We start from the raw sequence: 20,104 nt of genomic DNA, 5'->3' as shown, positions 1-20,104 counted from the left end.
CCTGGTACGAACATGAGCGATACCTCTAACCCGATCGTCGATCAATATCAAATTATCGCCAGCATCACCCGTCACATGCTGGAGCTTGCCCAAACGGCACGCTGGGAGGATGTGTTTGAACAGTCCGAACACTATCAACTCGCCGTGGAAAAGCTCAAGAACATGAAAGACCTGTCTGTTACCGAAAAGCAGGCACGCCGTCAGTTGCTGACCCAAATTCTGGAAGACGATGCCCAGATCCGTCATCTGGCCACCCCCGAACTGGGCCGCCTGGGTGCACTGCTGGGCAATATGAAGCGCCAGCAAACGGTTTTGCAAGCGTATTACAGCCCTAGCGTTCATCCATGAGCATAGGCGGCCCCTCCCCCTTGGGGACGCTGCTTATTCAACGGCTGGATGCCGTTCTGGGTATCAGCACTGGACAGCAAAGCAATATCGCCACGGGCGCCCGCCCCGATGCGATCAGCCAGACACCGGGCAGTCAACGCCCCGAGCGCGCTGAAAATCAAACAGCTCGCGATCAACGCCAAAGCGTAGACCAGGCCCGCGCCCATACTCAGGGCCGCGACAGCCGGAACATCCGCACACAAAGCGGTCAAACTTCGACAGACCCGGCCCTGCATGCACGTGGGCCCAATACAGCCACTACCAGCTCGGCACCCACCACGCTGGGGCGCACTGCCCAACTGATTCTGTCCTTGCTGGAGCGCTTCCCGGATCGTGCTCCTGCCATCCAGGGACGACAGGCTCTGCTGCCTGGCCGCCCCACCCTGCAAACGGACGGCAATGAATCCACGCGCCCTGGTGGCGACAGTCAGGCGGGTGCACGCTCAGGCTCAGCACAGAATACCGCCAGCACAATTGCGACTCTGGCCCAACAGCGACTGCCCTTGCCCGGCAGCACCGCAACGGGTGGAGCAAATACCGGCTCTGCCAGTGCCGCGACCGCAGGCAGCGGCGCCGCTGGAACAGGAGCACCTGCAGGAATGCCTGGCACAGGCACTGCGGCTACTGGCGCAACCACCCATGGCGCACTGCCCACCGGCAGTACCGCCGCCCTTGCCCAGCATTTCACCCAAGCCTTGCCCCAGGCCCTGCAACAAAGCGGGCTGTTTTATGAGTCGCACCTTAGCGATCTGCACTTTGGGCAACGCAGTGTGGGCGAATTGCAGCAAGAACCGCAAAATCTGAATCGCCCCCTGGCTGAAACCAGCACCGGCACCAGCCACAGCACGCAAGCCCAGGCGAGCGCCCAAGACCCAGCCACTAGCATGCTGGTACGTCAGCAACTGGACACGCTGGCCCACCAAAACCTGCAATGGCAAGGACAGGCCTGGCCGGATGCCGACATGAACTGGACGGTGCAACGACACGAGGCTCAGTCGGACGATGAAACCGAACACTGGTCCAGCACCCTGCAACTGGATCTGCCCACACTGGGCCCAATCACCTTGCGGCTCAACCTTTTGAATCAGCAACTGCTGGTCCATATACAGGCCGACCAATCCGCCGACTATCTGGATGAGAACAGCCTGCCCTTGCGTGAGCGCCTGCAAGATCAGGGACTGCTCCTGAGCCAACTGCAGATTGAAGCCGATCCGAACCTGCCGCAGGACCAGCCCGATGAACCATGATTCTCCCACCCCTCGCCCCCAGGCTCTGGCTTTACGCTACGATCCCAAGGACGGTGCACCACGGGTGGTCGCCAAAGGCTATGGCACGCAGGCCGAGAAAATCATCGAGACCGCGCGCGAGCACAATCTCTATGTGCACGAGTCCCCCGAACTGGTCGGCCTGTTGATGCAGGTGGATCTGGACCGCCACATCCCCCCTCAGCTCTATCAGGCCGTAGCCGAATTGCTGGCCTGGCTCTACGCACTGGAACAGGGCCATCCCCAGGCCACACAAGCCTTGCAGGCCCTGCACGACGCCCCAAAACCCTGAGCCTGCTGTTTATAAGGGCTGAAAAGCCCCTGTTTTTGGGCTTAGATACCCTGCTTAGCCTCGCGTTCTAAACGTTACATTAAGCACGGCAAGCTGCCCGCACCTGTGCGCGCGGCCCATCCTGACTTTCTGGCAAGCGAATATGTCGATTTCCAATCTTTCCAGCATTGAAAACCTTTTGGCCCAGATGCGCGCGGTTGCACAAGCGGCCGGGGCTTCCAGTTCTGTGTCCTCCTCGGCCAGCAGCGCCGCTCCCGGTGGCTTTGCCGCCGAGCTGGCCCGCTCCTTGAACCGGGTGTCCCAGGCACAAAATGAAGCCAGCGCCCAGGCCCAGGCCTTTGAAATGGGCGAGCCTGGAATTTCCTTGAATGACGTGATGATTGACCTGCAAAAAGCCAGCGTCGGCTTTCAGGCCACCGTCCAGGTACGCAACCGCTTAGTGGCCGCCTACCAAGAAATTGCCAGTATGCCGGTATAAGCGCCTGATTCTTTCATGCCCGCCGCCCTTTCCTTAATGCTGCCTGAGCACGTCCTGATTTGAACTCCCCTGATTCCATGCAGAACCCTGCCTCTGCCTCGCCCATGAGTCAGACAGCACAGTTGCTGAACAAACTTCCTGGCTACGACACGCTGCGCGCCTTGCCCAAGGTAGCGCTGATCGGGCTGGGTGCCGCACTGATTGCTCTGATTGTCGCCCTCTTGCTGTGGAGCCGCGGCCCTAGCTACCAGGTTCTGTTCTCCAATCTGGACGACCGCGATGGCGGTGCGATTGTCTCGGCCCTGGGCCAGATGAACGTGCCCTATCAGTTCAACAGCAACGGTACCGCCATTCTGGTGCCGCAGGATCGTGTGCACGATGTGCGCATGCAAATGGCCTCGCAAGGTTTGCCACGCAGTGGCAATGCCGGTTTCGAGCTGCTGGATCAAAGCCGCTTTGGTGCCAGCCAGTTCACCGAGCAAGTAACGTATCAGCGCGCCCTGGAAGGCGAGCTGGCCAACTCCATCAAGGCCGTGCATGCCGTCAAGGAAGCGCGCGTTCACCTGGCCATGCCGCGTGAAACCTTGTTTGTGCGTGATCGCCAGTCCCCCACTGCCTCGGTCGTGCTGTCGCTGTATCCGGGCCGCGACCTGAGCGAAGGCCAGGTTTCCGCCATCAGCTGGCTGATCTCCTCCAGCGTGCCCAATCTGCATGCCGACAAGGTTTCCATCATTGACCAGAACGGCCGCCTGCTGACGGCGCCCACTGGCGAGATGGGTGCTGATAATCAGCAACGCAACTTTGTAAACGACATTGAATACCGCGCCGTCCAGCGCATTCTGACCTTGCTGAATCCCTTGGTCGGTGCTGGCAACGTCCGCGCCCAGGTAACAGCAGAAGTAGACTTCTCGCGCCGCGAGCAGACCTCCGAGGTCTACAAACCCAACCAGCAACCCGGTCAGGCAGCGGTGCGCAGCCAGCAGACCAGCTCGTCCCTGCAGCGCAATCCGCAGCAACCCCAGGGCGTACCTGGCGCCTTGAGCAATCAGGCTCCCAACAATGCCACCGCCAATCTGGTGAACCCGCCTGCTGCGCCGAATCAGCCCCAGGCACCTGCCGCTCCAGCCACCGACCCGGCCAATGCCGCCGCACAAACTGCCAATGCCGCGAACGCGACCGCTGCCGGTACAGACCCTTCGCTGGTGTCCCTGGCCGAGCAAGCCCGCCTGCTGCAAAACACCGGCAATGCGCGTAATGACTCCACCGTGAACTACGAAGTGGATCGCACCATCAGCCATGTCAAAGGTCCTTTGGGTCAGCTCAGCCGCCTGTCGGTGGCCGTAGTGGTGAACTACCGCAATACGGACAAGGAGCAACAGCCGCTGGAGCAGGAAGAACTGGACAAGATCAGCGATCTGGTCAAGCAAGCCGTTGGTTACTCGGCTGATCGAGGCGATAGCCTGAGCGTGGTGAACGGACAGTTCAACGAGCAAGGCGATATTGATACCCCCTTCTGGAAAAATCCGGAATACCGAGAGCTGGCCATGGAATTGATCAAGTATCTGGTCTTTGCATTCATTTTGTTCATGGCGTGGCGCATCGTCATCAACCCCATCATCCAGGGTCTGATCCAGGCCAAGGCGGTGGCTGACGCCCGCGTCGAGCGCCAGAAAGAGGAATCTGCTCGCGAACAGGCCGCTGAACAACGTGCCGCCGAAATGAGCCGCTACGAAGAGAATCTGAACACCGCCCGCACGATGGCTCACGATGACCCACGCGCTGTGGCTATGGTGTTGCGCTCCTGGTTGAACAAAGATGAAAAAAATGAAAACGGCTAAACCGGACGATTCCATCGAACGCAGTGCGATTTTGATGATGTCCTTGGGTGAAGATGCCGCCGCCGAGGTGTTTCGCCACCTCTCGCCTCGCGAGGTACAACAGCTCAGTACCGCCATGGCGTCCCTGAAGCAACTGACCCGTGCCGATATGGACGAGGCTCTGGAGAGCTTTCGCCAGGAGGCCGACCAGTTCATGGCCGTGGCGCTGGACTCCAACGCCTACATCCGCTCGGTACTGAACAAGGCGCTGGGCTCGGACCGGGCCGCTGGTCTGATCGAAGACTTGCTGGAAAACAGCGAAGGCTCCAGCAGCGGTATTGATGCCCTGAACTGGCTGGATGCGTCCAGCGTGGCCGAGCTGATTGCCGACGAACACCCGCAAATTATTGCCACGATTCTGGTGCATCTGGAGCGTGATCGCGCTGCCGACATTCTGGGCTTCATTCCGGATCGTTTGCGCGATGATGTCGTCCTGCGTATTGCGACCTTTGGTGGTGTGCAACCCACCGCCCTGAACGAGCTGACCGAAGTGTTGAACGGCATGCTATCGGGCCAGGGAGCCAAACGCAGCAAGATGGGTGGCCCACGTACGGCAGCCGAAATGCTCAATTACATGAACGCCAGCCTGGAAGAGTCCGTCCTGACCAGTCTGCGCGGCATGGATGCCGACCTGACCCAGCGCATCGTGGACGAGATGTTCGTTTTCGAGAACCTGGCCGATGTGGAAGACATTGCCATCCAGCTGCTGCTCAAGGAAATCGAGACCTCTGCATTGACGATTGCCCTGAAAGGCGCGCCCGAAGAATTGCGCGACAAGTTCTTCCGCAATATGTCCAACCGCGCCGCCGAAATGCTGCGCGAAGACATCGACGCCCAAGGCCCGATCCGCATGTCCAAAGTGGAGCAGGAACAAAAAGCCATTGTGCAGGTGGCCCGTCGTCTGGCCGAAGCGGGTCAGATTACGCTGGGCGGCCTGAGTGGGGACGAATATGTCTAAGACGGCCTCGTTTGGGCAAACCTTGCCCGTCCAAGCCGTTACGATCTTGTGCCCAGGCACGAACCGCCTGCGCGGGAGCCTGTAAATGTCCAGCCACCGTAAAGCGTCGGCCTATTCGGAACTTCAGGAAAGCTGGAGCCGCTGGCAAATGCAGGGGCTGGATGACCCTGTCGTTGCCCCGGAGCCGGAAGAGCCGGAATTTGTCCCGCCCACTCAGGAAGAACTGCAGCGCGATCTGGAGAACCAGCGCAGCCAGGCCCAGGAAGAAGGTCATAGCCAGGGCTATCAGGCCGGTTACAACCAAGGCCATGCCGCCGGTCTGGCAGCAGGCCAGGAAAGCGGTCATGCTCAAGGGTATGAAGCCGGAATGGCAGCCGGCATGGCCAAGGCTCAGGAACAGATCGACCAGTACATCAAGGAATTTGTTGCCCTGAACCAGAACTGCGCCCAATCCATCGAGTTGATGGATCAGGAAATGGGTCAGTCCCTGATTCAGCTGGCCACGCGCATTGCCGAGCATGTCTTGCAAAGCACCATCAAAACGGAGCCCAGCCGCATTCGCGATCTGGTGGCCGAGGTACTGCGCAGCGATCCGGGCGATACCAGCGCCCTGGAGCTGAGCTTGCACCCGGACGACATCAGCTTGGTACGTGAATTTCTGATTGAACAAGGTGAACCCCGCGCCTGGCGTTTGCAGGAAGATGCTCAGCTGCAACGCGGCGAATGCCGTGTACGTTCCAGCTATGGCGATATTGACGCTACCTTTGCCACCCGCTGGAAACGAGCCCTGGCCAGCCTGGGCTTGCCGGTTTCCTCGGAGCCGTGATGGCAACGCCCCTTCTGGCCTCCTCTCCCGAACGCTGGCGCGCCCAGCTACTTTCTGCGCAACAGCGGGTTCAGGCCATTGAGCCCAGCCTGCGCAGTGGCCGTGTTGTCCGCGCCACCGGTCTGGTACTGGAGGCGACGGGTTTGAAGCTGGCGGTAGGGGCTGCCTGCAAAGTGGAACTGTCTGCCGCGCAAAACATCTGGGCTGAAGCCGAGGTCGTGGGTTTCGAGGGCCGGTCCCTGTATTTGATGCCCTTGAGCGAAATCTCCGGCCTGCCTCCCGGCGCACGTGTTGTGCCGGTTGAAGCTCAATTACAGCCGCCCGTGCCACTGCCCGATTCCGATCAGCCCGACAGCCTGCCGGCTCAGGCGCGTTCCCGCCATGTTCCGGTTGGCCCCGGCTTGCTGGGTCGAGTCGTCGATGGCAGCGGCAATCCTCTGGACGGTCTGGGCCCCATCGACGCGCAAGCCTGCGTCTCGCTCAGTCACACCACTCCCAATCCGCTCAAGCGCAGCCCCATCGATACGGTTCTGGACGTAGGCGTGCGTGCGATCAATGGCTTGCTGACGGTAGGCCGTGGTCAGCGCATGGGCCTGTTCGCCGGCTCTGGCGTGGGCAAGAGTGTGCTGCTGGGCATGATGGCCCGCTACACCCAGGCCGACATTATTGTCGTGGGCCTGATCGGTGAACGGGGCCGCGAAGTGAAAGAATTTATTGAGCACAACCTGGGCGAAGAAGGCCTGCAACGCTCGGTTGTAGTCGCCGCGCCCGCTGATGTCTCTCCCCTGCTGCGTTTGCAAGGCGCGGTGTACGCCACCCGTCTGGCCGAGTTTTTCCGTGACGAAGGAAAAAACGTCTTGCTGATCATGGATTCGCTGACACGCTATGCCATGGCCCAGCGCGAAATCGCTCTGGCAATTGGCGAGCCACCAGCCACCAAAGGCTACCCTCCTTCCGTGTTTGCCAAGCTGCCTGCTCTGGTCGAGCGCGCTGGCAATGGCGAACCCAATGCGCAAGGCTGTTGCGGCTCGATCACCGCGTTCTACACCGTGCTGACCGAAGGCGACGACCAGCAGGACCCGATCGCCGACTCGGCCCGCGCAATTCTGGACGGCCATATTGTGCTGTCCCGCAGTCTGGCGGAAACCGGCCATTACCCGGCCATTGATATCGAGGCCTCCATCTCGCGTGTCATGCCCAGCATTGTGGGCCCGGAGCAAATCAAGATGGTGCACCGCTTCAAGGGCCTGCTCTCCAGCTATCAGCGCAACCGCGACCTGATTGCGGTCGGCGCCTACACCCGTGGCAACGATCCTGCCATTGATCAGGCCATTGACCGTTTCCCCTGGCTGGAAGCCTATCTGCGCCAGGGCATGCAGCAACGGGTGGACGTGCCACGCGCCTTTGATGAATTGAACGCCGTTTTAAATAGCGAGCAATAGCCATGAAAGCCAACGCCTCTTTACATACGCTGGTCGATCTCAGTCAGAACAATGTGGACGATGCCGCCCGCCATTTGCAGGAGCTGCGCACACAGCGCGAGGCCGCCCAGTCGCAGCTGGAAATGTTGCAGACCTATCGCCAGGACTACGCCCAGCGCCTGCTGGATGTCGGTCAAACCGGGGTAACCATGGCGAACTACCACAATTTCCGCCGCTTTATCGTGACATTGGACCAGGCCATTTCCCAGCAAAATAGTGTTATCCAATCGCTGGAAGAGCAAATGGAACAGGGACGCCAGGTCTGGTATGGCCATCAGCAACGTCTGAAAGCGTATGAAACCTTGATCGACCGCCGGCTCCAGACCCAGCAAGTCCAGCAACAAAGAATGGAACAGCGTAACAGCGATGAAATCGCTGCTCGTCTCTTTACCCGTAGCCAGACCGCCTATTAAACAAGCGCCGCCATGACTTCGCCCACTCTTTCGGTTTTACCTGCGGCCCCTGCCGCACCCTCGGCCCCCGCCACCAACACGGCCGGGCCTGCGGCTGCGCACGCGCCCAAAGACGAAGGCTTTGCCCAGCACCTGCAAACGCAACAGCAACAGGTGCAAAACAAAGGGGCTGGCAAAACACCGACAGCCGCCAAGCAGGACAGCGCCAAAGCTCAGGCTCCCGCTGATGGCACCCCACTGGCGGAAGCAGTGGCCGAGCAGGCCGAGGCCAGCGAGCTGGACACCCTGATCAAGGACCCTGCCCTGCTGATTGCCGATCAAAGCGATCTGGAACTGAACACCGACGCCTCGGCCGATAGCGGCCTGCCCGCCATGGCCTTGTCGATTCTGTCGCAAGTGCAGGCGATCAAGAACAGCAAAACTGATCCCAAAGCGGCACTCACCGATAGCAAGCTGCCGCTGAGCGCCGCCAACACACGCCAGCATCTGGTAGCCGAGCCAAGCAGCCGTCAGCCCCAGACCGCGCCCCTGAAAGCCCTGGAAGCGGAAACCGAGCTTGATCTGAGCGCCGAGCTGGCCTTGCCGAAAGCCGTCGAAACCAGCCATCCGCTGGCTGCCACCCCTAACCGCAAATCGGCGGCCAATGCTGCGCAAGTACTGAACAACAACCCGATCAGCGCCACCCTCGCTGCGAATGCTGCCTCGTCCCAAACTCATTTGATGGAGGAAGCATCGGCATCCCTGGCGGCCTTTGGACGACAAATTGCTGAAGACGCTCGCGCTGGTGTCAATCTGAATCTGCCTGCCCTGGATGCATCCTTGCTGGCCCAATTGACCGCCACTCCCGGCGCGATCCAGGCCAGCAGCCCGGCGGCCTTGCCCAGCCCCATGGCACTGGCCATTGCCACGCCCGTACAGTCCCCCGAATGGGGTGCCGTCATGGGTCGCCAAATGATTACTCTGGCCCAACAGGCTCAGGGCGGTATTCAAAGTGCCGACATCCGCCTGGACCCGCCTGAACTGGGTCCTTTGCGCATTACCTTGCAAATGCAGGACGGCATGGCCCACGCCATGATTACCTCGCCCCACGCTCAAGTGCGCCACGCCCTGGAACAATCCTTGCAGCAGCTGCAACAGCAGTTTGCAGAAAACGGGCTGACCCTGGGACAGGCTGATGTAGGCGACCAGCACGCCTCGCACCAGGCCTTTCACGAGCAACTGGCCGCCAAGGGCAATCAAGGCGATCAACCCGCCTTCAGCCTGAACGGCGTGGCGTCCGCTGACCAAACCAGCCCCTTGGTGAACAGCAGCGCCAGCCGCTCGCTGAACCCCAACGCGCTGGTTGATACCTTCGCCTGATTCACAGTCCCACAGACAGCCCGACAAAAAGCATGATTAAGCTCGAAAAGCAGCGTCTATTCGCCGGGCCTGTCCTGTCCCACCTCCGGCACAATAGCTCAGGCATGCAGTCAGGCTCAGGCCAGACATGCGTTTGTCTGTTTGTAATACGCTAGAAAATTCATCGCTCACATCACATGGCCCGAAAAGCACCCACCAAACTTGCACGCCTGATGAAAACCGGTCTGCTGGTTCTGTTTATTATCGCCGCTAGCGTGGGCGCAACGCTGTACTACTCCCTGCAACAAAGCAGCACGCCTGCCTGGTTGGCCTGGGCAGAAAAAGGCCAGTCGGTTGAAGCCGCTCCGGCCCCGGACGAGCCTCCTGTGGTCAAGGTCAACGCCAAGCCCATCTTTGCGCCACTGGACCCCTTTACCGTCACCCTGAACGAGAATGGTCGCTCGCGTATCTTGTACGTAGGCATTACCTTGCGCGTCCAGGACGATGGCTCGCGTGCCATGCTGGTGGAATACATGCCCATGGTGCGGGACCGCGTGCTCAAGATACTGGCTGAACAGCGTCCCACCTACATTCAGACTTCCGAAGGGCGTCAAGCCTTGGTTGCACAGCTAAGCGCCGGCCTGAAAGAGCCCTACGCGCCCAACACTGCTGTACCGTACATCAATGATGTCCTGTTCACCGCCTTTGTCATCCAATAAATGTCGTATCAGAGCTTCCTATCCCAAGACGAAGTCGATGCACTGCTGGCCGGTGTAACCGGCGAAGGCGCTGACACCAAGCCCTTGAACGAAAACCTGACTGGCGTACGGGCCTATGACCTGACCTCGCCAGACCGGGTGGTGCGTCACCGCATGCAGACCCTGGAGCTGATCAACGAGCGCTTTGCCCGTCGCTTGCGCTCGACCATGCTCAGCTTCATGCGCCGCAACGCGGACATCACCGTGGGCTCCATTCGTATTCAGAAGTACTCGGACTTCGAGCGCAATCTGCCTGTGCCCAGCAACCTGAACATGGTTGCCTTAAAGCCCTTGCGCGGCGTGTCGCTGTTTACCTTCGACCCGAATCTGGTCTTTCTGATTATCGACAGCCTGTTCGGTGGCCATGGCCGCTACAACACCCGCGTCGAAGGCCGCGACTTCACCACGACCGAGCAGCGCATCATCCAGCGCTTGCTGACCCTGACGCTGGAGAGCTACTGCGGCGCCTGGGAATCCATCTACCCGCTCGAAGCAGAGTACATGCGCTCGGAGATGCACACCAAGTTTGCCAGCATCAGCAGCAGCAACGACATTGTGGTGGTGACCTCCTTCAATATTGAATTTGGTGCCCAGGGCGGCAATCTGAATATCTGCCTGCCCTACTCCATGATCGAGCCGGTGCGCGACCTTCTGACGCGCCCCTTGCAGGACAAGGGCACCAATGCCATCGACCAGCGCTGGACCCAGCAGCTCTCGCGCCAGGTGCGCAGCGCCGAGGTCGAACTGATTGCCAACTTCGTCAATATAGACATGACCATTGCCGAGCTGACCCAGCTCAAGGTCAATGATGTGTTGCCGATTGAAATCCCCACCCTTATTGAAGCCCACGTGGATGGCGTGCCGGTTCTGGAATGCCAGTACGGCACCTCCGGTGGCCGCTACTCCTTGCGGGTAGAAAACATCTTGGCCACCAACGACAGCGATTTGACTAAAGGTAAGTCCCTATGAGCGACCCTCACAACCCTAACGACCGGTCTGCGCCCGAGGACGACTGGGCAGCCGCGATGGCTGAGCAACAGGCTGGCAGCCAAAGCAGCACCCAGGCCCAGGGACTGGAGCATCCTCTGGAAGACGACTGGGCCTCGGCTCTGGCCGAGCAAAGCGCGGCCGCGCCTGTGCATGAACCCAGCCCGGCCAGCAATCTGTTCCCGCCCATGGAGCACGCCCAGGCCAACGCCACCACCGACATCGACATGATCATGGACATCCCTGTTCAGCTGTCGGTGGAGCTGGGCCGTACGCGCCTGACGATCAAGAACATTTTGCAACTGGGCCAGGGCTCGGTGGTGGAACTGGACGGTCTGGCCGGTGAACCGCTGGATATTTACGTGAACGGCTACCTGATTGCCCAGGGCGAAGTGGTTGTCGTGGACGACAAGTACGGTATTCGTGTCACCGACATCGTGACCCCATCGGACCGTATCCAGCGCCTGAACGGCCGCCGCTAGACCATGGAACAAGCCCAGCTCGTCAGAATCATGCTTAGCCTGCTGCTGGTTGTAGGCCTGATTCTGGCAGCAGCCTGGCTTGCCCGCCGTGGCGGCTTGTTGAAAAACAAAAACCAGCAACGCATCAAGATTCTGGACAATCGACGTCTGGGGCCACGCAGCAGCGTGGCCCTGGTCCAGATTGATGACCGCGAAATTCTGATTGGCATCACCCCTCAGCAGATCAGCCTGCTGCACACCACGACGACTGCTGGCTCCGAGCCGGACTTCCTGGCTCATCTGGACCAGCACCGTGCACCCCGCTGACCGCATCATGACCGCACTCCTTTTTCCCGCCCGGCGCTTCGGCCTGCTGCTTCTGGCCCTGATCAGCCTGCTCCTGCCGTCCGAGGCCTGGGCCCAGGCTGTTCCAGCCATTACCAGCACGGCAGGTCCGAACGGCTCGCAAACCTGGTCGCTCAGCATCCAGACGCTGGCCATGCTGACCATGATGTCCTTCCTGCCAGCCGCCTTGCTGATGATGACCGGCTTTACCCGCGTCATTATTGTGCTGGGGCTGCTGCGCAATGCCATGGGTACCGGTACGGCGCCGCCCAACACCGTGCTGGTGGGCCTGGCCCTGTTTCTGACTTTCTTTGTGATGTCGCCGGTGTTTGATCAGGTCTATCAGGACGCCTACAAGCCCTTGTCGGAGAACAAGATCAGCTTTGAGACCGCGCTGGAACAAGGTGCCCAGCCCCTGAAAACCTTCATGCTGCACCAGACCCGCGAAGCGGACTTGAAACTGTTTGGCGATATGGCCGGTGTGGCGGAACTGGAAACGCCGGAAGATGTGCCCTTGCGCGTACTGGTACCGGCTTTTGTGACCAGCGAGCTGAAAACCGCCTTCCAGATCGGCTTTACGATTTTCATCCCCTTTCTGATCATTGACCTGGTCATTGCCAGCGTCCTGATGTCCCTGGGGATGATGATGGTCCCGCCAGTGACCATCTCGCTACCCTTCAAGCTCATGCTGTTTGTGCTGGCCGATGGCTGGCATCTGCTGCTGGGTTCCCTGGCCCGCAGCTTCTACCAATAAAGGACTGCCATGACTCCCGAAACCGTCATGTCCATGACCTACACCGCCCTGAAATTGGCCCTGTCCATGGCCGGTCCCATGTTGATCGTGGTGCTGGTGGTAGGTCTGGGCATCAGTATTTTCCAGGCAGCCACCCAGATCAACGAGATGACGCTGTCTTTCATCCCCAAGCTGCTGGCCATGGGCATTACGGTGGTGTTGCTGGGCCCCTGGTTGATCAACAATATGGTCGACTACATGCAGGGCCTGTTGCGTGGCATTCCCGGGCTGGTCAACTAAGACCGACCAGCGCGACAAGGAGCCTTCCGTGAGTACGCAAATCCGTGACTGGCAAAGCGCAATGCCTGGTCCACTGAACAGTCCCTAGGCGTGCCGTGCTCGACCTGAACTCCGCCCAGCTCTATGCCTGGCTCAATGCCTTTCTGTGGCCCTTCATCCGTATTCTGGCCACCCTGGCCACCGTTCCCTTTTTTAGCGAATCCGCCATCCCCAAGCGGGCCAAAATCGGCCTGGGCTTTATCCTGACCCTGATTATCGCGCCCTCGCTGCCCCCCCTGCCCGATCTGCCCACAGCCTCTTACGAGGCCCTGCTGATTGCCGCGCAGCAAGTGTTCATCGGTGTCGCGCTGGGTTTGACCATGCGCATCGTGTTTGCCGCAGTACAGACGGCAGGCGAGTTCATCGGCCTGCAAATGGGCCTGTCCTTTGCGTCATTTTTTGACCCGGCCACCGGCGCGAATACGGCCGTGCTATCGCGGCTGCTGAACGTGATTGCGGTGCTGACCTTTCTGGCCCTGAACGGCCATCTGCTCTTGCTGGGCGTGCTGGTGCGCACCTTCCATGTGCTGCCCATCGGTGCAGACCTGAACATCAATGGCTGGGGCGCCTTGCTCGATTGGAGCAGCGAATTGTGGGTGTCGGGCATGTTGCTGGCCCTGCCACTGATTATCGTGCTGCTGACCATTAACCTGGCCTTCGGGATCTTGAACCGTACCGCCCAGCAATTGACGATTTTTGCTGTGGGTTTCCCGATTACGCTGACAATCGGCCTGACCTTGCTGACCGTGGTCATCCCTCAGACCACGCCCTTCCTGACCCAGCTGTTCAACTCCGGCTATGAAGCCATGATGCGGGTCGCGCTGGGACTGGCAGGCTCTTAAAACGCGTGGGCCTGCCGTTGCTTGTGCGACTGCATCAGGCGCCGGGCCTGCCCGATGGTCAGAATGCCTTTCTGCTGGGCACGTCCGATCAATAACTGCATCAACTGTGCACTGACCAAGGCATCACCCAAGGCGTCATGGCGATCACTTACGGGCAAGCCACAATATTTCAAGCAATCGTCCAGGCCCAAACGACGACCACGCCAGTCGGGCAATACACACGCAGCCAGTTCAGCCAAATCCAGAGCCAAAGGCCGGGCCTGCTCCAGGCCCGCCTTCGGCCAGGCACGATCCAGAAACGCCAGATCAAAGTCAGCATCCCAGGCGACCCATACCGTGTTTTCGGAATAGCGGGCAAAGTCTCGCATCAGCTGGGGTAGTGGCTCGCCTTCTTCCTGTTGTTGCGGGCTGATCTCATGAATCAGCAGACTTTCATGACTGCGTTCACCCTGGGACCGAACCAGACCGGACCAGATATTGCCCAGGGCAATCGAACCGTTTTCCAAGCGGACCGCACCCATCTGAACGATATGGTGGCGCTTGGGCTCCAGACCACTGGTTTCCAGATCCAGCACAGTAAACGCCGCTTCGTCCAACGCCAGTTCGTCCACCCCGCTCCAGGACAAGGAGGGACTGCGTGCGGCAAAAGAGGATTTACGCCAAGGTAGCCAGGAAAGCAGTTTCATAAGCGATACCGGAAAGCCAGAATACGTTGGGCACGACGCACCTGCGACAAGGCCTCACGCAAGACACGTGCATCCAGTGCACCCAACGTGCTCAAACGCACCAGATTGTTGGGTTCCTGCCCCTGCTGCAACTGGGTTTGATGATGTTGCAAGCGCAGCAATTGCAAATAGCGGTAGGCCTCGCACAGGCCCTCTGACTCCTCGGCCGTAAAGACACCGCGCTGAGTCAGCACGGCCAGCCTGTCCATGGACGAGGCCAGTTCGCAACCATGCGCCAGGGCCAGCACACGCAGCACATCCACCATCGGAGCCAAGGCCTGTTTCTTGATGTCCAGCTTGTCATCGCCCTGCCCCATCAGCGCTTCCAGACGACTGCGCTTTTTACCACTAGGAATGCGGGTCTGACAGGTGCTTTGGGCCAGCATGCGCTGGAACACAGGGTTGTCGTTCACCATGCCCAGAACCCGACGCTGCATGCGTTGCAACATGCTGCTTTGGCCCCAGATGGCACGGCAATCAAAGAAAATCGTGGATTCCAGTAATTGTTCGGGCGCAGGCCGTTCAATCATGATCTGGAAGCGATGCAACCACTCGGCCTCAGACAGGCACAGCTCAGGATTGCTGGCCATGATATTGCCGGTGCACCAGACCATCCCGCAGCGGTCCAGAGCCTCGTTCACCCGACGGGCAAACGGCAAAAGCAAGGCCCGATGAGCCTTGGCCTGTTCGGGCGAATGGGCAGCAAACAAAATGCCGTTGTCCTGATCGGTATGACGGGTTTGTTCGCCACGGGCCTGACTGCCAAAGGCCAGCCAGCAGAACTCGATGCCATCCAGCCCGGAGCCGGGCAAGGTCAATTCAATCGTGCGCTGAACCGTATGGTCGTTCAAGCGCGTAATTACGGCAGTCAGTTGTTCAGAACGCGCACCGTGGGCCAGCATGGCATCCACCAGCCGCCCAATGTCCGACTGCAGACGCACCAACACAGATACGTCCTGGGCACAGCGCAAGGCACGCGATAAATGCACCAGATCCACGCGCTGCAAGGAGAACACATCGCGCTCGGACACCATACCCACAACTTTATGGCCCTGAACCAGACAGATATGACCGATCTGATGCTCTACCATCAGCAAAGCCGCATCAAAGGCCGAGGATTGCGGAGCCAGCCAGACCGGATCTGGTGTCATGACTTGAGACATGGCCTGGGTCGGATCGTACTGGCCACCCGCCACCAATCGGCGCAAGTCTCGCAAGGTAAAGATACCCAGCAAGTGCTGATCCGGATTGACCACCACCATGCTGCTGACCTGACGCTCGTGCATGTCTTTCACCGCCTGCTCGACCGGGCAATCCGGCAAGCAGCTGAGCAAACCGCGTTCAGTCAGCGCTTGCAGGCTCATGTCCAGCGTATAACTTGCCCCCAGATCCGCACTGGCGCTTTGCTGTGCACTGCGCCAGACCGAGGCCAGCAAGCTGCTGGCACCACGCAGGCAGTAATCCCGAAAAGGTTCGCTGATAGTCAGCAAATGGGCAACGGCTTCACCGGCCACGCACAAGGTAAAGCAGTCTTCCTGCACCTCGTAAGCACTGCCCAGGGCCTGGCCCGAGACCAGCTCACGCACGGGCAGAAGATCTCCTTCCACATACTCATGTGTTTCCCCTTGTTCCTGGCAGGAAATTTGCCCTTGGCGAACGATATAGAGCTGATCAACACGCGCACCCTCTTCCAGCAACACCTGTCCGGCTGAAAAAAAACGCAGTTCGCTATGTTCGATCAGGTAATCGCAGTGCTGCGCCTGCATCTGATCAAAAGGCGGGTAAGCAATCAACCAGGCCAAGATACCGGGCGCCTTTTGGCGCACCGCCGTCTTGGCCACGGATTCACCGGGAATCGCGAAGGACATGGGCGTCTCTGCTGGCTATAGGCAAAGAATTATTGTGCCATGCAGCATGACCCTCGCGTACCCTGTTTTTCTAGGGGATTTCAACTATAGGCATACGCCTGTTTTTCCCCACAAAACGCTTAACGCAAGCGCTCGTAGTCGCGCTCGGCCATGTCAATGACATCGCCTTCCTGAACCTTGAACTGGGACACTGCCTCGGCCAGGGTTTCAGATTGAGACTGCAAGGAACCGGCTGCCGCCGCCGCTTCTTCCACCAAGGATGCATTTTGCTGCACCACAGCATCCATTTGAGCCACGGCGGTGTTGATCTGTTCGATACCGGCAGTCTGCTCCTGGGAAGCGGAGGAAATCTCGCTCATCAAGGTGGTCACGCTGTTCACGGCACGCACCACTTCCTGAATAATGTCGCCCGCGCTGGCCACTTGTTGAGTACCGGTCTGAACTTCATTTTGCGAGGCTTCGATCAGGCCTTTGATTTCCTTGGCCGCTTGCGCGCTGCGCTGTGCCAGACTGCGCACTTCACCCGCCACTACCGCAAAGCCCTTGCCCTGCTCACCGGCGCGAGCCGCTTCCACCGCCGCGTTCAAGGCCAGAATATTGGTTTGGAAGGCAATGCCATCAATCACGTTGACGATGTCAGCCACTTGCCCGGAACGGGCAGAAATCTGGTTCATGGTGTTGACCACTGCCCCTACCGACTCCCCGCCTTGACGCGCCACCTTGGCAGCGTTATGAGCCAGTTGGTCTGCCTGATGGGCATTATCCGCGTTCTGGCGCACGGTGCTGGCCAGCTCTTCCAGACTGGCCGCAGTTTCCTGCAAGGCAGCGGCCTGTTGTTCGGTACGGGAACTCAGGTCCGTATTACCTGCAAAAATCTGCGAGGAGCCCGAAGCAATTTCGTCCACACCTTGGCGCACGGTCAGCACAATACCTTGCAGACTTTGCTGCATGCGACGCATGGCGTCATACAAGACCCCCACCTCATTGGCGGAGCGGTACGTAATTTTCTTGGTCAGATCGCCATTGGCAATGTGGTCAAAGTGCACGCCCGCTTCACGCAAGGGTGCCAGGGCGGTACGGCCCAGCACCAGACGCAGCGCCACAATAATGGCCAGGCCAACCAGCAAGCCCAACCCAATCGCACTATTGGCCACGCTGGTTTGCAATTCAGACTGGTCCAGCAGCAAATTGGTCTGATCGCTGTAGAACTTGCTCAGCTCTTCAATACGGAACTGGAAGGTAGCGGCGCGCAGCACCCCAAAACCTTCACTGACAAAGTAAAAAGTACTGTAATCGCGCGTCTCCAGCGCCTGCACCATGGGCTCGATGCCATCATCCAGATACGCCTGATAGGATGCGACCAGACCCATGGCCAGTCGGCGCAGCTCCGGTTCGGTAGGCATGTTGGCACGGATATCCGCAAAAGCCTTGCGTACCTCATCCAGCTTCTGGTTAGCCATAATCACCAGATTGTCTGCGCTTTGCAGCGTATTGGCGTCGTTATCGATGCCGGCTTCCTGATAAAAACGGGCCGCGCTCATCAAGCCAAGACGCGCTTCCATCATATTGTTACTGAGTTGCAGAACCTGTACGGCACGATCGCTTTGGCGATTAATGGTGCGCAAGGCATCGCCGCTTTGCTGCAGGAAATACGCTGCCAGACCACCGACAGCCACAATCAACACCATGAACAAGCCCATGCAGATCATCAGCATGGTGCTGATCTTCAGGCCTGAAGCGGCTTTTAAACTTGGGCGAAAAGATTTGGAAGAACGACGTTTAGATGCGCGGGACGCGGACGGAAGACTGCTTTCAATACCCAGCATTTGCTAAATCCAAAGAAAACTCTAGTGGCTGACCGGCAAGATGGTGATCATGTCCGTGCCAGGGTGCTCAATCGTGACCGAGCCAGGGGTGGCGCTACGCGCCTGCTCGCGATACATGGAAGGAATATGACTGCGTTTGACCACTTGCTGGAAACGCCCCTGGGCATCGAATTGAAGCCACAGTTCCTGTCGAAAATAGACCGCATCCGTTGCCAGGGTTGTGCCCTGGAACCACACGGCCATTTCACTGCCATCAAGCTGTCGGTAGACCTGATGAGGGCGACCTTGCAAAGACAGCTCGGCATCGGCACGAGTACTTTGGCCCAGGACCAGATCGTTCAAACCCGAAGCCTTGAAGGAGGAACCCTGGGTGGCGCACGCCGCCAGGGTTAACAAACACAAGCCTATCAGTGTCTTACGTCCCAGCCCGACCCAGGTACTTAGTCGGGGAAAAGACATTAAAACTCCTCCCAATCATCATCCGAGGACGCCGCGTTTTGCTTGCCACTCAGGTCGGGGCGCAACAGGCGCTGGCTATCATCCTGAGCCACTGCCGACGCTTTGGCCGGCTTGTCTGCCCTGGCGGTCGCCGGGGCAGACAAGCCCTTGGTCGCCGCGCCAGCCGGTTTGCTGGCTGCCGCACTGCTCTTTAACGATGGGCTGCGACGCTGCTCGGACTCGGAAGTGGAGGCATTGACGCTGCGGCGGTTGGCCACCCGGCGAGCGCTGACATCAATGACTTCAGTACCGGGCGAACGGAAGAAGGCGATGGCCTGATTGACCTTGGTCACCTGCTCGCTCAGGCCGGAAGAAGCCAGGGCAGCTTGCTCCACCAGACGGGCGTTGTACTGCGTGGTTTCATCCATTTGGGAGACAGCTCGGTTCACCTGATCAATCCCGGAGGACTGCTCAATCGTGGCCGCTGTAATCTCGCCCATGATGTCGGTTACACGGCGCACGGAATCCACAATTTCCTGCATGGTGGCGCCGGCACGTTCCACTTGCGAGGAACCTTCCGTCACTTTACGCACCGAATCTTCGATCAAGGCAGTAATTTCACGCGCGGCCTGCGCGCTGCGCTGAGCCAAGGCTCGCACTTCAGCCGCTACCACCGCAAAACCTTTGCCCTGCTCACCAGCACGTGCCGCTTCCACAGCCGCATTCAAGGCCAGAATATTGGTCTGGAAAGCAATGCTGTCGATCACGCCCACAATGTCAGAGATCTTGTTGGAGCTGGCCGAAATGCCTTGCATGGTGGCGACCACTTCATTGACAGCGCTGCCGCCACGATGAGCCACATCCGAGGCCGTTGCGGCCAGCTGGTTGGCTTGCTGAGCGTTGTCGGCGTTCTGGCGGACAGTACCGGCCAGTTGTTCCATACTGGCAGCAGTCTGCTGCAAGGAAGCGGCCTGCTCTTCGGTACGGCTGCTGATATTGGTATTGCCCTGGGCAATTTCCTGAGCACCGGCGTGAATCTCTTCCAGACCCAGACGCACCGTGGTGGTGGTCTTGACCAGGGATTCCTGCATGCGACCCAGCGACTCGAACAGATCACCGATTTCGTTGGCAGTCAGCACGCGGATACGTTGAGTCAGATCGCCCTTGGCAATCGCATCAAAGTACGCGGCAAAGTCGCCCAAAGGACGCACTACACGACGGAAGAAGTAGCTGATAGCCGCCAGGCCCAGCAACACGGCCAGCACCAGCACTGCTGTCAGCACAATGTTGAAGGTGCTCTGCTGCGCTTGCAGGGTGCTCAACACCTTGTCGCCCGAGCCCAAGGCCAGCAGATCATGAAAGTAATACAGGGCCCAGCCTGCCATGGCCACTGTCAATGCCATCAGAGCAGCAATACAAAAGGTCATGCCGACCTTCAGACTCAAATTCTTAAAAAGCATAGAAGAT

At 59.2% G+C, this 20,104-nt stretch carries 22 protein-coding genes; 17 read left to right on the top strand and 5 right to left on the bottom strand.

Going from position 1 to position 20,104, the window contains the following annotated elements; translation table 11 throughout:
* Nucleotides 1-12: 12 nt before the first annotated feature.
* The 17 genes from CPY64_RS04940 to fliR all read left to right on the top strand — a co-directional run bounded on the left by CPY64_RS04940 (nt 13) and on the right by fliR (nt 13,780).
* On the top strand, nt 13-348 hold the full coding sequence (locus tag CPY64_RS04940; RefSeq protein ID WP_042487478.1) for a flagellar protein FliT: 336 nt from the start codon (nt 13-15) through the stop codon (nt 346-348).
* Nucleotides 345-1,634: a flagellar hook-length control protein FliK gene (locus tag CPY64_RS04935; protein WP_042487480.1), complete on the top strand. Its 1,290-nt coding sequence runs from the start codon at nt 345-347 to the stop codon at nt 1,632-1,634. Before CPY64_RS04940 ends, CPY64_RS04935 begins: the two co-directional genes overlap by 4 nt.
* Nucleotides 1,624-1,944, top strand: a complete 321-nt coding sequence (locus CPY64_RS04930; protein WP_042487484.1) for an EscU/YscU/HrcU family type III secretion system export apparatus switch protein — start codon at nt 1,624-1,626, stop codon at nt 1,942-1,944. Before CPY64_RS04935 ends, CPY64_RS04930 begins: the two co-directional genes overlap by 11 nt.
* 142 nt (nt 1,945-2,086) lie before the next feature.
* A complete protein-coding gene (gene fliE, locus CPY64_RS04925; protein WP_042487488.1) occupies nt 2,087-2,422 on the top strand; it encodes a flagellar hook-basal body complex protein FliE in 336 nt (111 codons plus the stop codon).
* A 104-nt stretch (nt 2,423-2,526) separates the two neighbouring features.
* On the top strand, nt 2,527-4,260 hold the full coding sequence (gene fliF / locus CPY64_RS04920) for a flagellar basal-body MS-ring/collar protein FliF (protein WP_042487723.1): 1,734 nt from the start codon (nt 2,527-2,529) through the stop codon (nt 4,258-4,260).
* Nucleotides 4,247-5,257: a flagellar motor switch protein FliG gene (gene fliG / locus CPY64_RS04915; protein ID WP_042487491.1), complete on the top strand. Its 1,011-nt coding sequence runs from the start codon at nt 4,247-4,249 to the stop codon at nt 5,255-5,257. Before fliF ends, fliG begins: the two co-directional genes overlap by 14 nt.
* Before the next feature lie 85 nt (nt 5,258-5,342).
* Entirely contained in the window at nt 5,343-6,083 is a 741-nt protein-coding gene (gene fliH / locus CPY64_RS04910) for a flagellar assembly protein FliH (protein ID WP_042487494.1), read from the top strand.
* Nucleotides 6,083-7,525, top strand: a complete 1,443-nt coding sequence (gene fliI / locus CPY64_RS04905) for a flagellar protein export ATPase FliI (protein WP_042487497.1) — start codon at nt 6,083-6,085, stop codon at nt 7,523-7,525. Before fliH ends, fliI begins: the two co-directional genes overlap by 1 nt.
* Before the next feature lie 2 nt (nt 7,526-7,527).
* On the top strand, nt 7,528-7,977 hold the full coding sequence (fliJ, locus tag CPY64_RS04900; protein ID WP_042487500.1) for a flagellar export protein FliJ: 450 nt from the start codon (nt 7,528-7,530) through the stop codon (nt 7,975-7,977).
* Nucleotides 7,978-7,989: 12 nt separating this feature from the next.
* Nucleotides 7,990-9,336 carry a flagellar hook-length control protein FliK gene (locus CPY64_RS04895; protein WP_226791332.1) on the top strand — a complete coding sequence of 449 codons (1,347 nt, stop codon included), beginning with the start codon at nt 7,990-7,992 and terminating at the stop codon, nt 9,334-9,336.
* A 212-nt stretch (nt 9,337-9,548) separates the two neighbouring features.
* Nucleotides 9,549-10,034 carry a flagellar basal body-associated FliL family protein gene (locus CPY64_RS04890; RefSeq protein WP_223254005.1) on the top strand — a complete coding sequence of 162 codons (486 nt, stop codon included), beginning with the start codon at nt 9,549-9,551 and terminating at the stop codon, nt 10,032-10,034.
* The gene (gene fliM / locus CPY64_RS04885) at nt 10,035-11,042 is read left to right on the top strand and encodes a flagellar motor switch protein FliM (protein ID WP_042487505.1); all 1,008 of its coding nucleotides are present in this window, start codon (nt 10,035-10,037) and stop codon (nt 11,040-11,042) included. It abuts the gene before it with no gap.
* The gene (gene fliN, locus CPY64_RS04880; RefSeq protein WP_042487508.1) at nt 11,039-11,542 is read left to right on the top strand and encodes a flagellar motor switch protein FliN; all 504 of its coding nucleotides are present in this window, start codon (nt 11,039-11,041) and stop codon (nt 11,540-11,542) included. The genes fliM and fliN overlap by 4 nt, the downstream gene beginning before the upstream one ends.
* 30 nt (nt 11,543-11,572) lie before the next feature.
* Complete coding sequence (gene fliO / locus CPY64_RS04875) at nt 11,573-11,848, top strand: flagellar biosynthetic protein FliO (protein WP_042487511.1); 276 nt, start codon at nt 11,573-11,575, stop codon at nt 11,846-11,848.
* 7 nt (nt 11,849-11,855) lie between these two features.
* Complete coding sequence (gene fliP, locus CPY64_RS04870) at nt 11,856-12,620, top strand: flagellar type III secretion system pore protein FliP (RefSeq protein WP_042487731.1); 765 nt, start codon at nt 11,856-11,858, stop codon at nt 12,618-12,620.
* Between the two features lie 9 nt (nt 12,621-12,629).
* Entirely contained in the window at nt 12,630-12,899 is a 270-nt protein-coding gene (gene fliQ / locus CPY64_RS04865) for a flagellar biosynthesis protein FliQ (RefSeq protein WP_003804652.1), read from the top strand.
* 95 nt (nt 12,900-12,994) lie between these two features.
* Nucleotides 12,995-13,780: a flagellar biosynthetic protein FliR gene (fliR, locus tag CPY64_RS04860; RefSeq protein ID WP_042487514.1), complete on the top strand. Its 786-nt coding sequence runs from the start codon at nt 12,995-12,997 to the stop codon at nt 13,778-13,780.
* Here fliR and CPY64_RS04855 read toward each other — a convergent pair.
* The 5 genes from CPY64_RS04855 to CPY64_RS04835 form a co-directional block, all read right to left on the bottom strand.
* Nucleotides 13,777-14,466 carry a 3'-5' exonuclease gene (locus CPY64_RS04855; RefSeq protein WP_042487516.1) on the bottom strand — a complete coding sequence of 230 codons (690 nt, stop codon included), beginning with the start codon at nt 14,464-14,466 and terminating at the stop codon, nt 13,777-13,779. The two genes, fliR and CPY64_RS04855, sit on opposite strands and share 4 nt — an antisense overlap.
* A complete protein-coding gene (locus CPY64_RS04850; RefSeq protein WP_042487519.1) occupies nt 14,463-16,373 on the bottom strand; it encodes a DUF294 nucleotidyltransferase-like domain-containing protein in 1,911 nt (636 codons plus the stop codon). The genes CPY64_RS04855 and CPY64_RS04850 overlap by 4 nt, the downstream gene beginning before the upstream one ends.
* Nucleotides 16,374-16,492: 119 nt before the next feature.
* The gene (locus CPY64_RS04845) at nt 16,493-18,199 is read right to left on the bottom strand and encodes a methyl-accepting chemotaxis protein (RefSeq protein ID WP_042487524.1); all 1,707 of its coding nucleotides are present in this window, start codon (nt 18,197-18,199) and stop codon (nt 16,493-16,495) included.
* A gap of 21 nt (nt 18,200-18,220) precedes the next feature.
* A complete protein-coding gene (locus tag CPY64_RS04840) occupies nt 18,221-18,658 on the bottom strand; it encodes a hypothetical protein (RefSeq protein ID WP_042487528.1) in 438 nt (145 codons plus the stop codon).
* A complete protein-coding gene (locus CPY64_RS04835; RefSeq protein WP_269780403.1) occupies nt 18,658-20,097 on the bottom strand; it encodes a methyl-accepting chemotaxis protein in 1,440 nt (479 codons plus the stop codon). Before CPY64_RS04835 ends, CPY64_RS04840 begins: the two co-directional genes overlap by 1 nt.
* Nucleotides 20,098-20,104: the final 7 nt, after the last annotated feature.

Source organism: Alcaligenes faecalis, assembly GCF_002443155.1.
In the GTDB taxonomy this organism is placed as follows: Bacteria; Pseudomonadota; Gammaproteobacteria; order Burkholderiales; family Burkholderiaceae_B; genus Alcaligenes; species Alcaligenes faecalis.
The sequence above is the reverse complement of the archived record's forward strand: the minus strand, read 5'-3'. Positions and strand labels throughout refer to the sequence as shown.

What these genes read in the sequence shown, in the direction of transcription:
- CPY64_RS04935 (WP_042487480.1), top strand. Translation starts at nt 345, where the DNA reads ATGAGCATAGGCGGCCCCTCCCCCTTGGGGACGCTGCTTATTCAACGG.
- fliI (WP_042487497.1), top strand. Translation starts at nt 6,083, where the DNA reads ATGGCAACGCCCCTTCTGGCCTCCTCTCCCGAACGCTGGCGCGCCCAG.
- fliO (WP_042487511.1), top strand. Translation starts at nt 11,573, where the DNA reads ATGCTTAGCCTGCTGCTGGTTGTAGGCCTGATTCTGGCAGCAGCCTGG.
- fliG (WP_042487491.1), top strand. Translation starts at nt 4,247, where the DNA reads ATGAAAACGGCTAAACCGGACGATTCCATCGAACGCAGTGCGATTTTG.
- CPY64_RS04840 (WP_042487528.1), bottom strand. Translation starts at nt 18,658, where the DNA reads ATGTCTTTTCCCCGACTAAGTACCTGGGTCGGGCTGGGACGTAAGACA.
- CPY64_RS04940 (WP_042487478.1), top strand. Translation starts at nt 13, where the DNA reads ATGAGCGATACCTCTAACCCGATCGTCGATCAATATCAAATTATCGCC.
- CPY64_RS04850 (WP_042487519.1), bottom strand. Translation starts at nt 16,373, where the DNA reads ATGTCCTTCGCGATTCCCGGTGAATCCGTGGCCAAGACGGCGGTGCGC.
- fliN (WP_042487508.1), top strand. Translation starts at nt 11,039, where the DNA reads ATGAGCGACCCTCACAACCCTAACGACCGGTCTGCGCCCGAGGACGAC.
- fliE (WP_042487488.1), top strand. Translation starts at nt 2,087, where the DNA reads ATGTCGATTTCCAATCTTTCCAGCATTGAAAACCTTTTGGCCCAGATG.
- fliJ (WP_042487500.1), top strand. Translation starts at nt 7,528, where the DNA reads ATGAAAGCCAACGCCTCTTTACATACGCTGGTCGATCTCAGTCAGAAC.
- fliH (WP_042487494.1), top strand. Translation starts at nt 5,343, where the DNA reads ATGTCCAGCCACCGTAAAGCGTCGGCCTATTCGGAACTTCAGGAAAGC.
- CPY64_RS04890 (WP_223254005.1), top strand. Translation starts at nt 9,549, where the DNA reads ATGAAAACCGGTCTGCTGGTTCTGTTTATTATCGCCGCTAGCGTGGGC.
- CPY64_RS04835 (WP_269780403.1), bottom strand. Translation starts at nt 20,097, where the DNA reads ATGCTTTTTAAGAATTTGAGTCTGAAGGTCGGCATGACCTTTTGTATT.
- CPY64_RS04895 (WP_226791332.1), top strand. Translation starts at nt 7,990, where the DNA reads ATGACTTCGCCCACTCTTTCGGTTTTACCTGCGGCCCCTGCCGCACCC.
- fliM (WP_042487505.1), top strand. Translation starts at nt 10,035, where the DNA reads ATGTCGTATCAGAGCTTCCTATCCCAAGACGAAGTCGATGCACTGCTG.
- CPY64_RS04855 (WP_042487516.1), bottom strand. Translation starts at nt 14,466, where the DNA reads ATGAAACTGCTTTCCTGGCTACCTTGGCGTAAATCCTCTTTTGCCGCA.
- fliQ (WP_003804652.1), top strand. Translation starts at nt 12,630, where the DNA reads ATGACTCCCGAAACCGTCATGTCCATGACCTACACCGCCCTGAAATTG.
- fliP (WP_042487731.1), top strand. Translation starts at nt 11,856, where the DNA reads ATGACCGCACTCCTTTTTCCCGCCCGGCGCTTCGGCCTGCTGCTTCTG.
- CPY64_RS04845 (WP_042487524.1), bottom strand. Translation starts at nt 18,199, where the DNA reads ATGCTGGGTATTGAAAGCAGTCTTCCGTCCGCGTCCCGCGCATCTAAA.
- fliF (WP_042487723.1), top strand. Translation starts at nt 2,527, where the DNA reads ATGAGTCAGACAGCACAGTTGCTGAACAAACTTCCTGGCTACGACACG.
- CPY64_RS04930 (WP_042487484.1), top strand. Translation starts at nt 1,624, where the DNA reads ATGAACCATGATTCTCCCACCCCTCGCCCCCAGGCTCTGGCTTTACGC.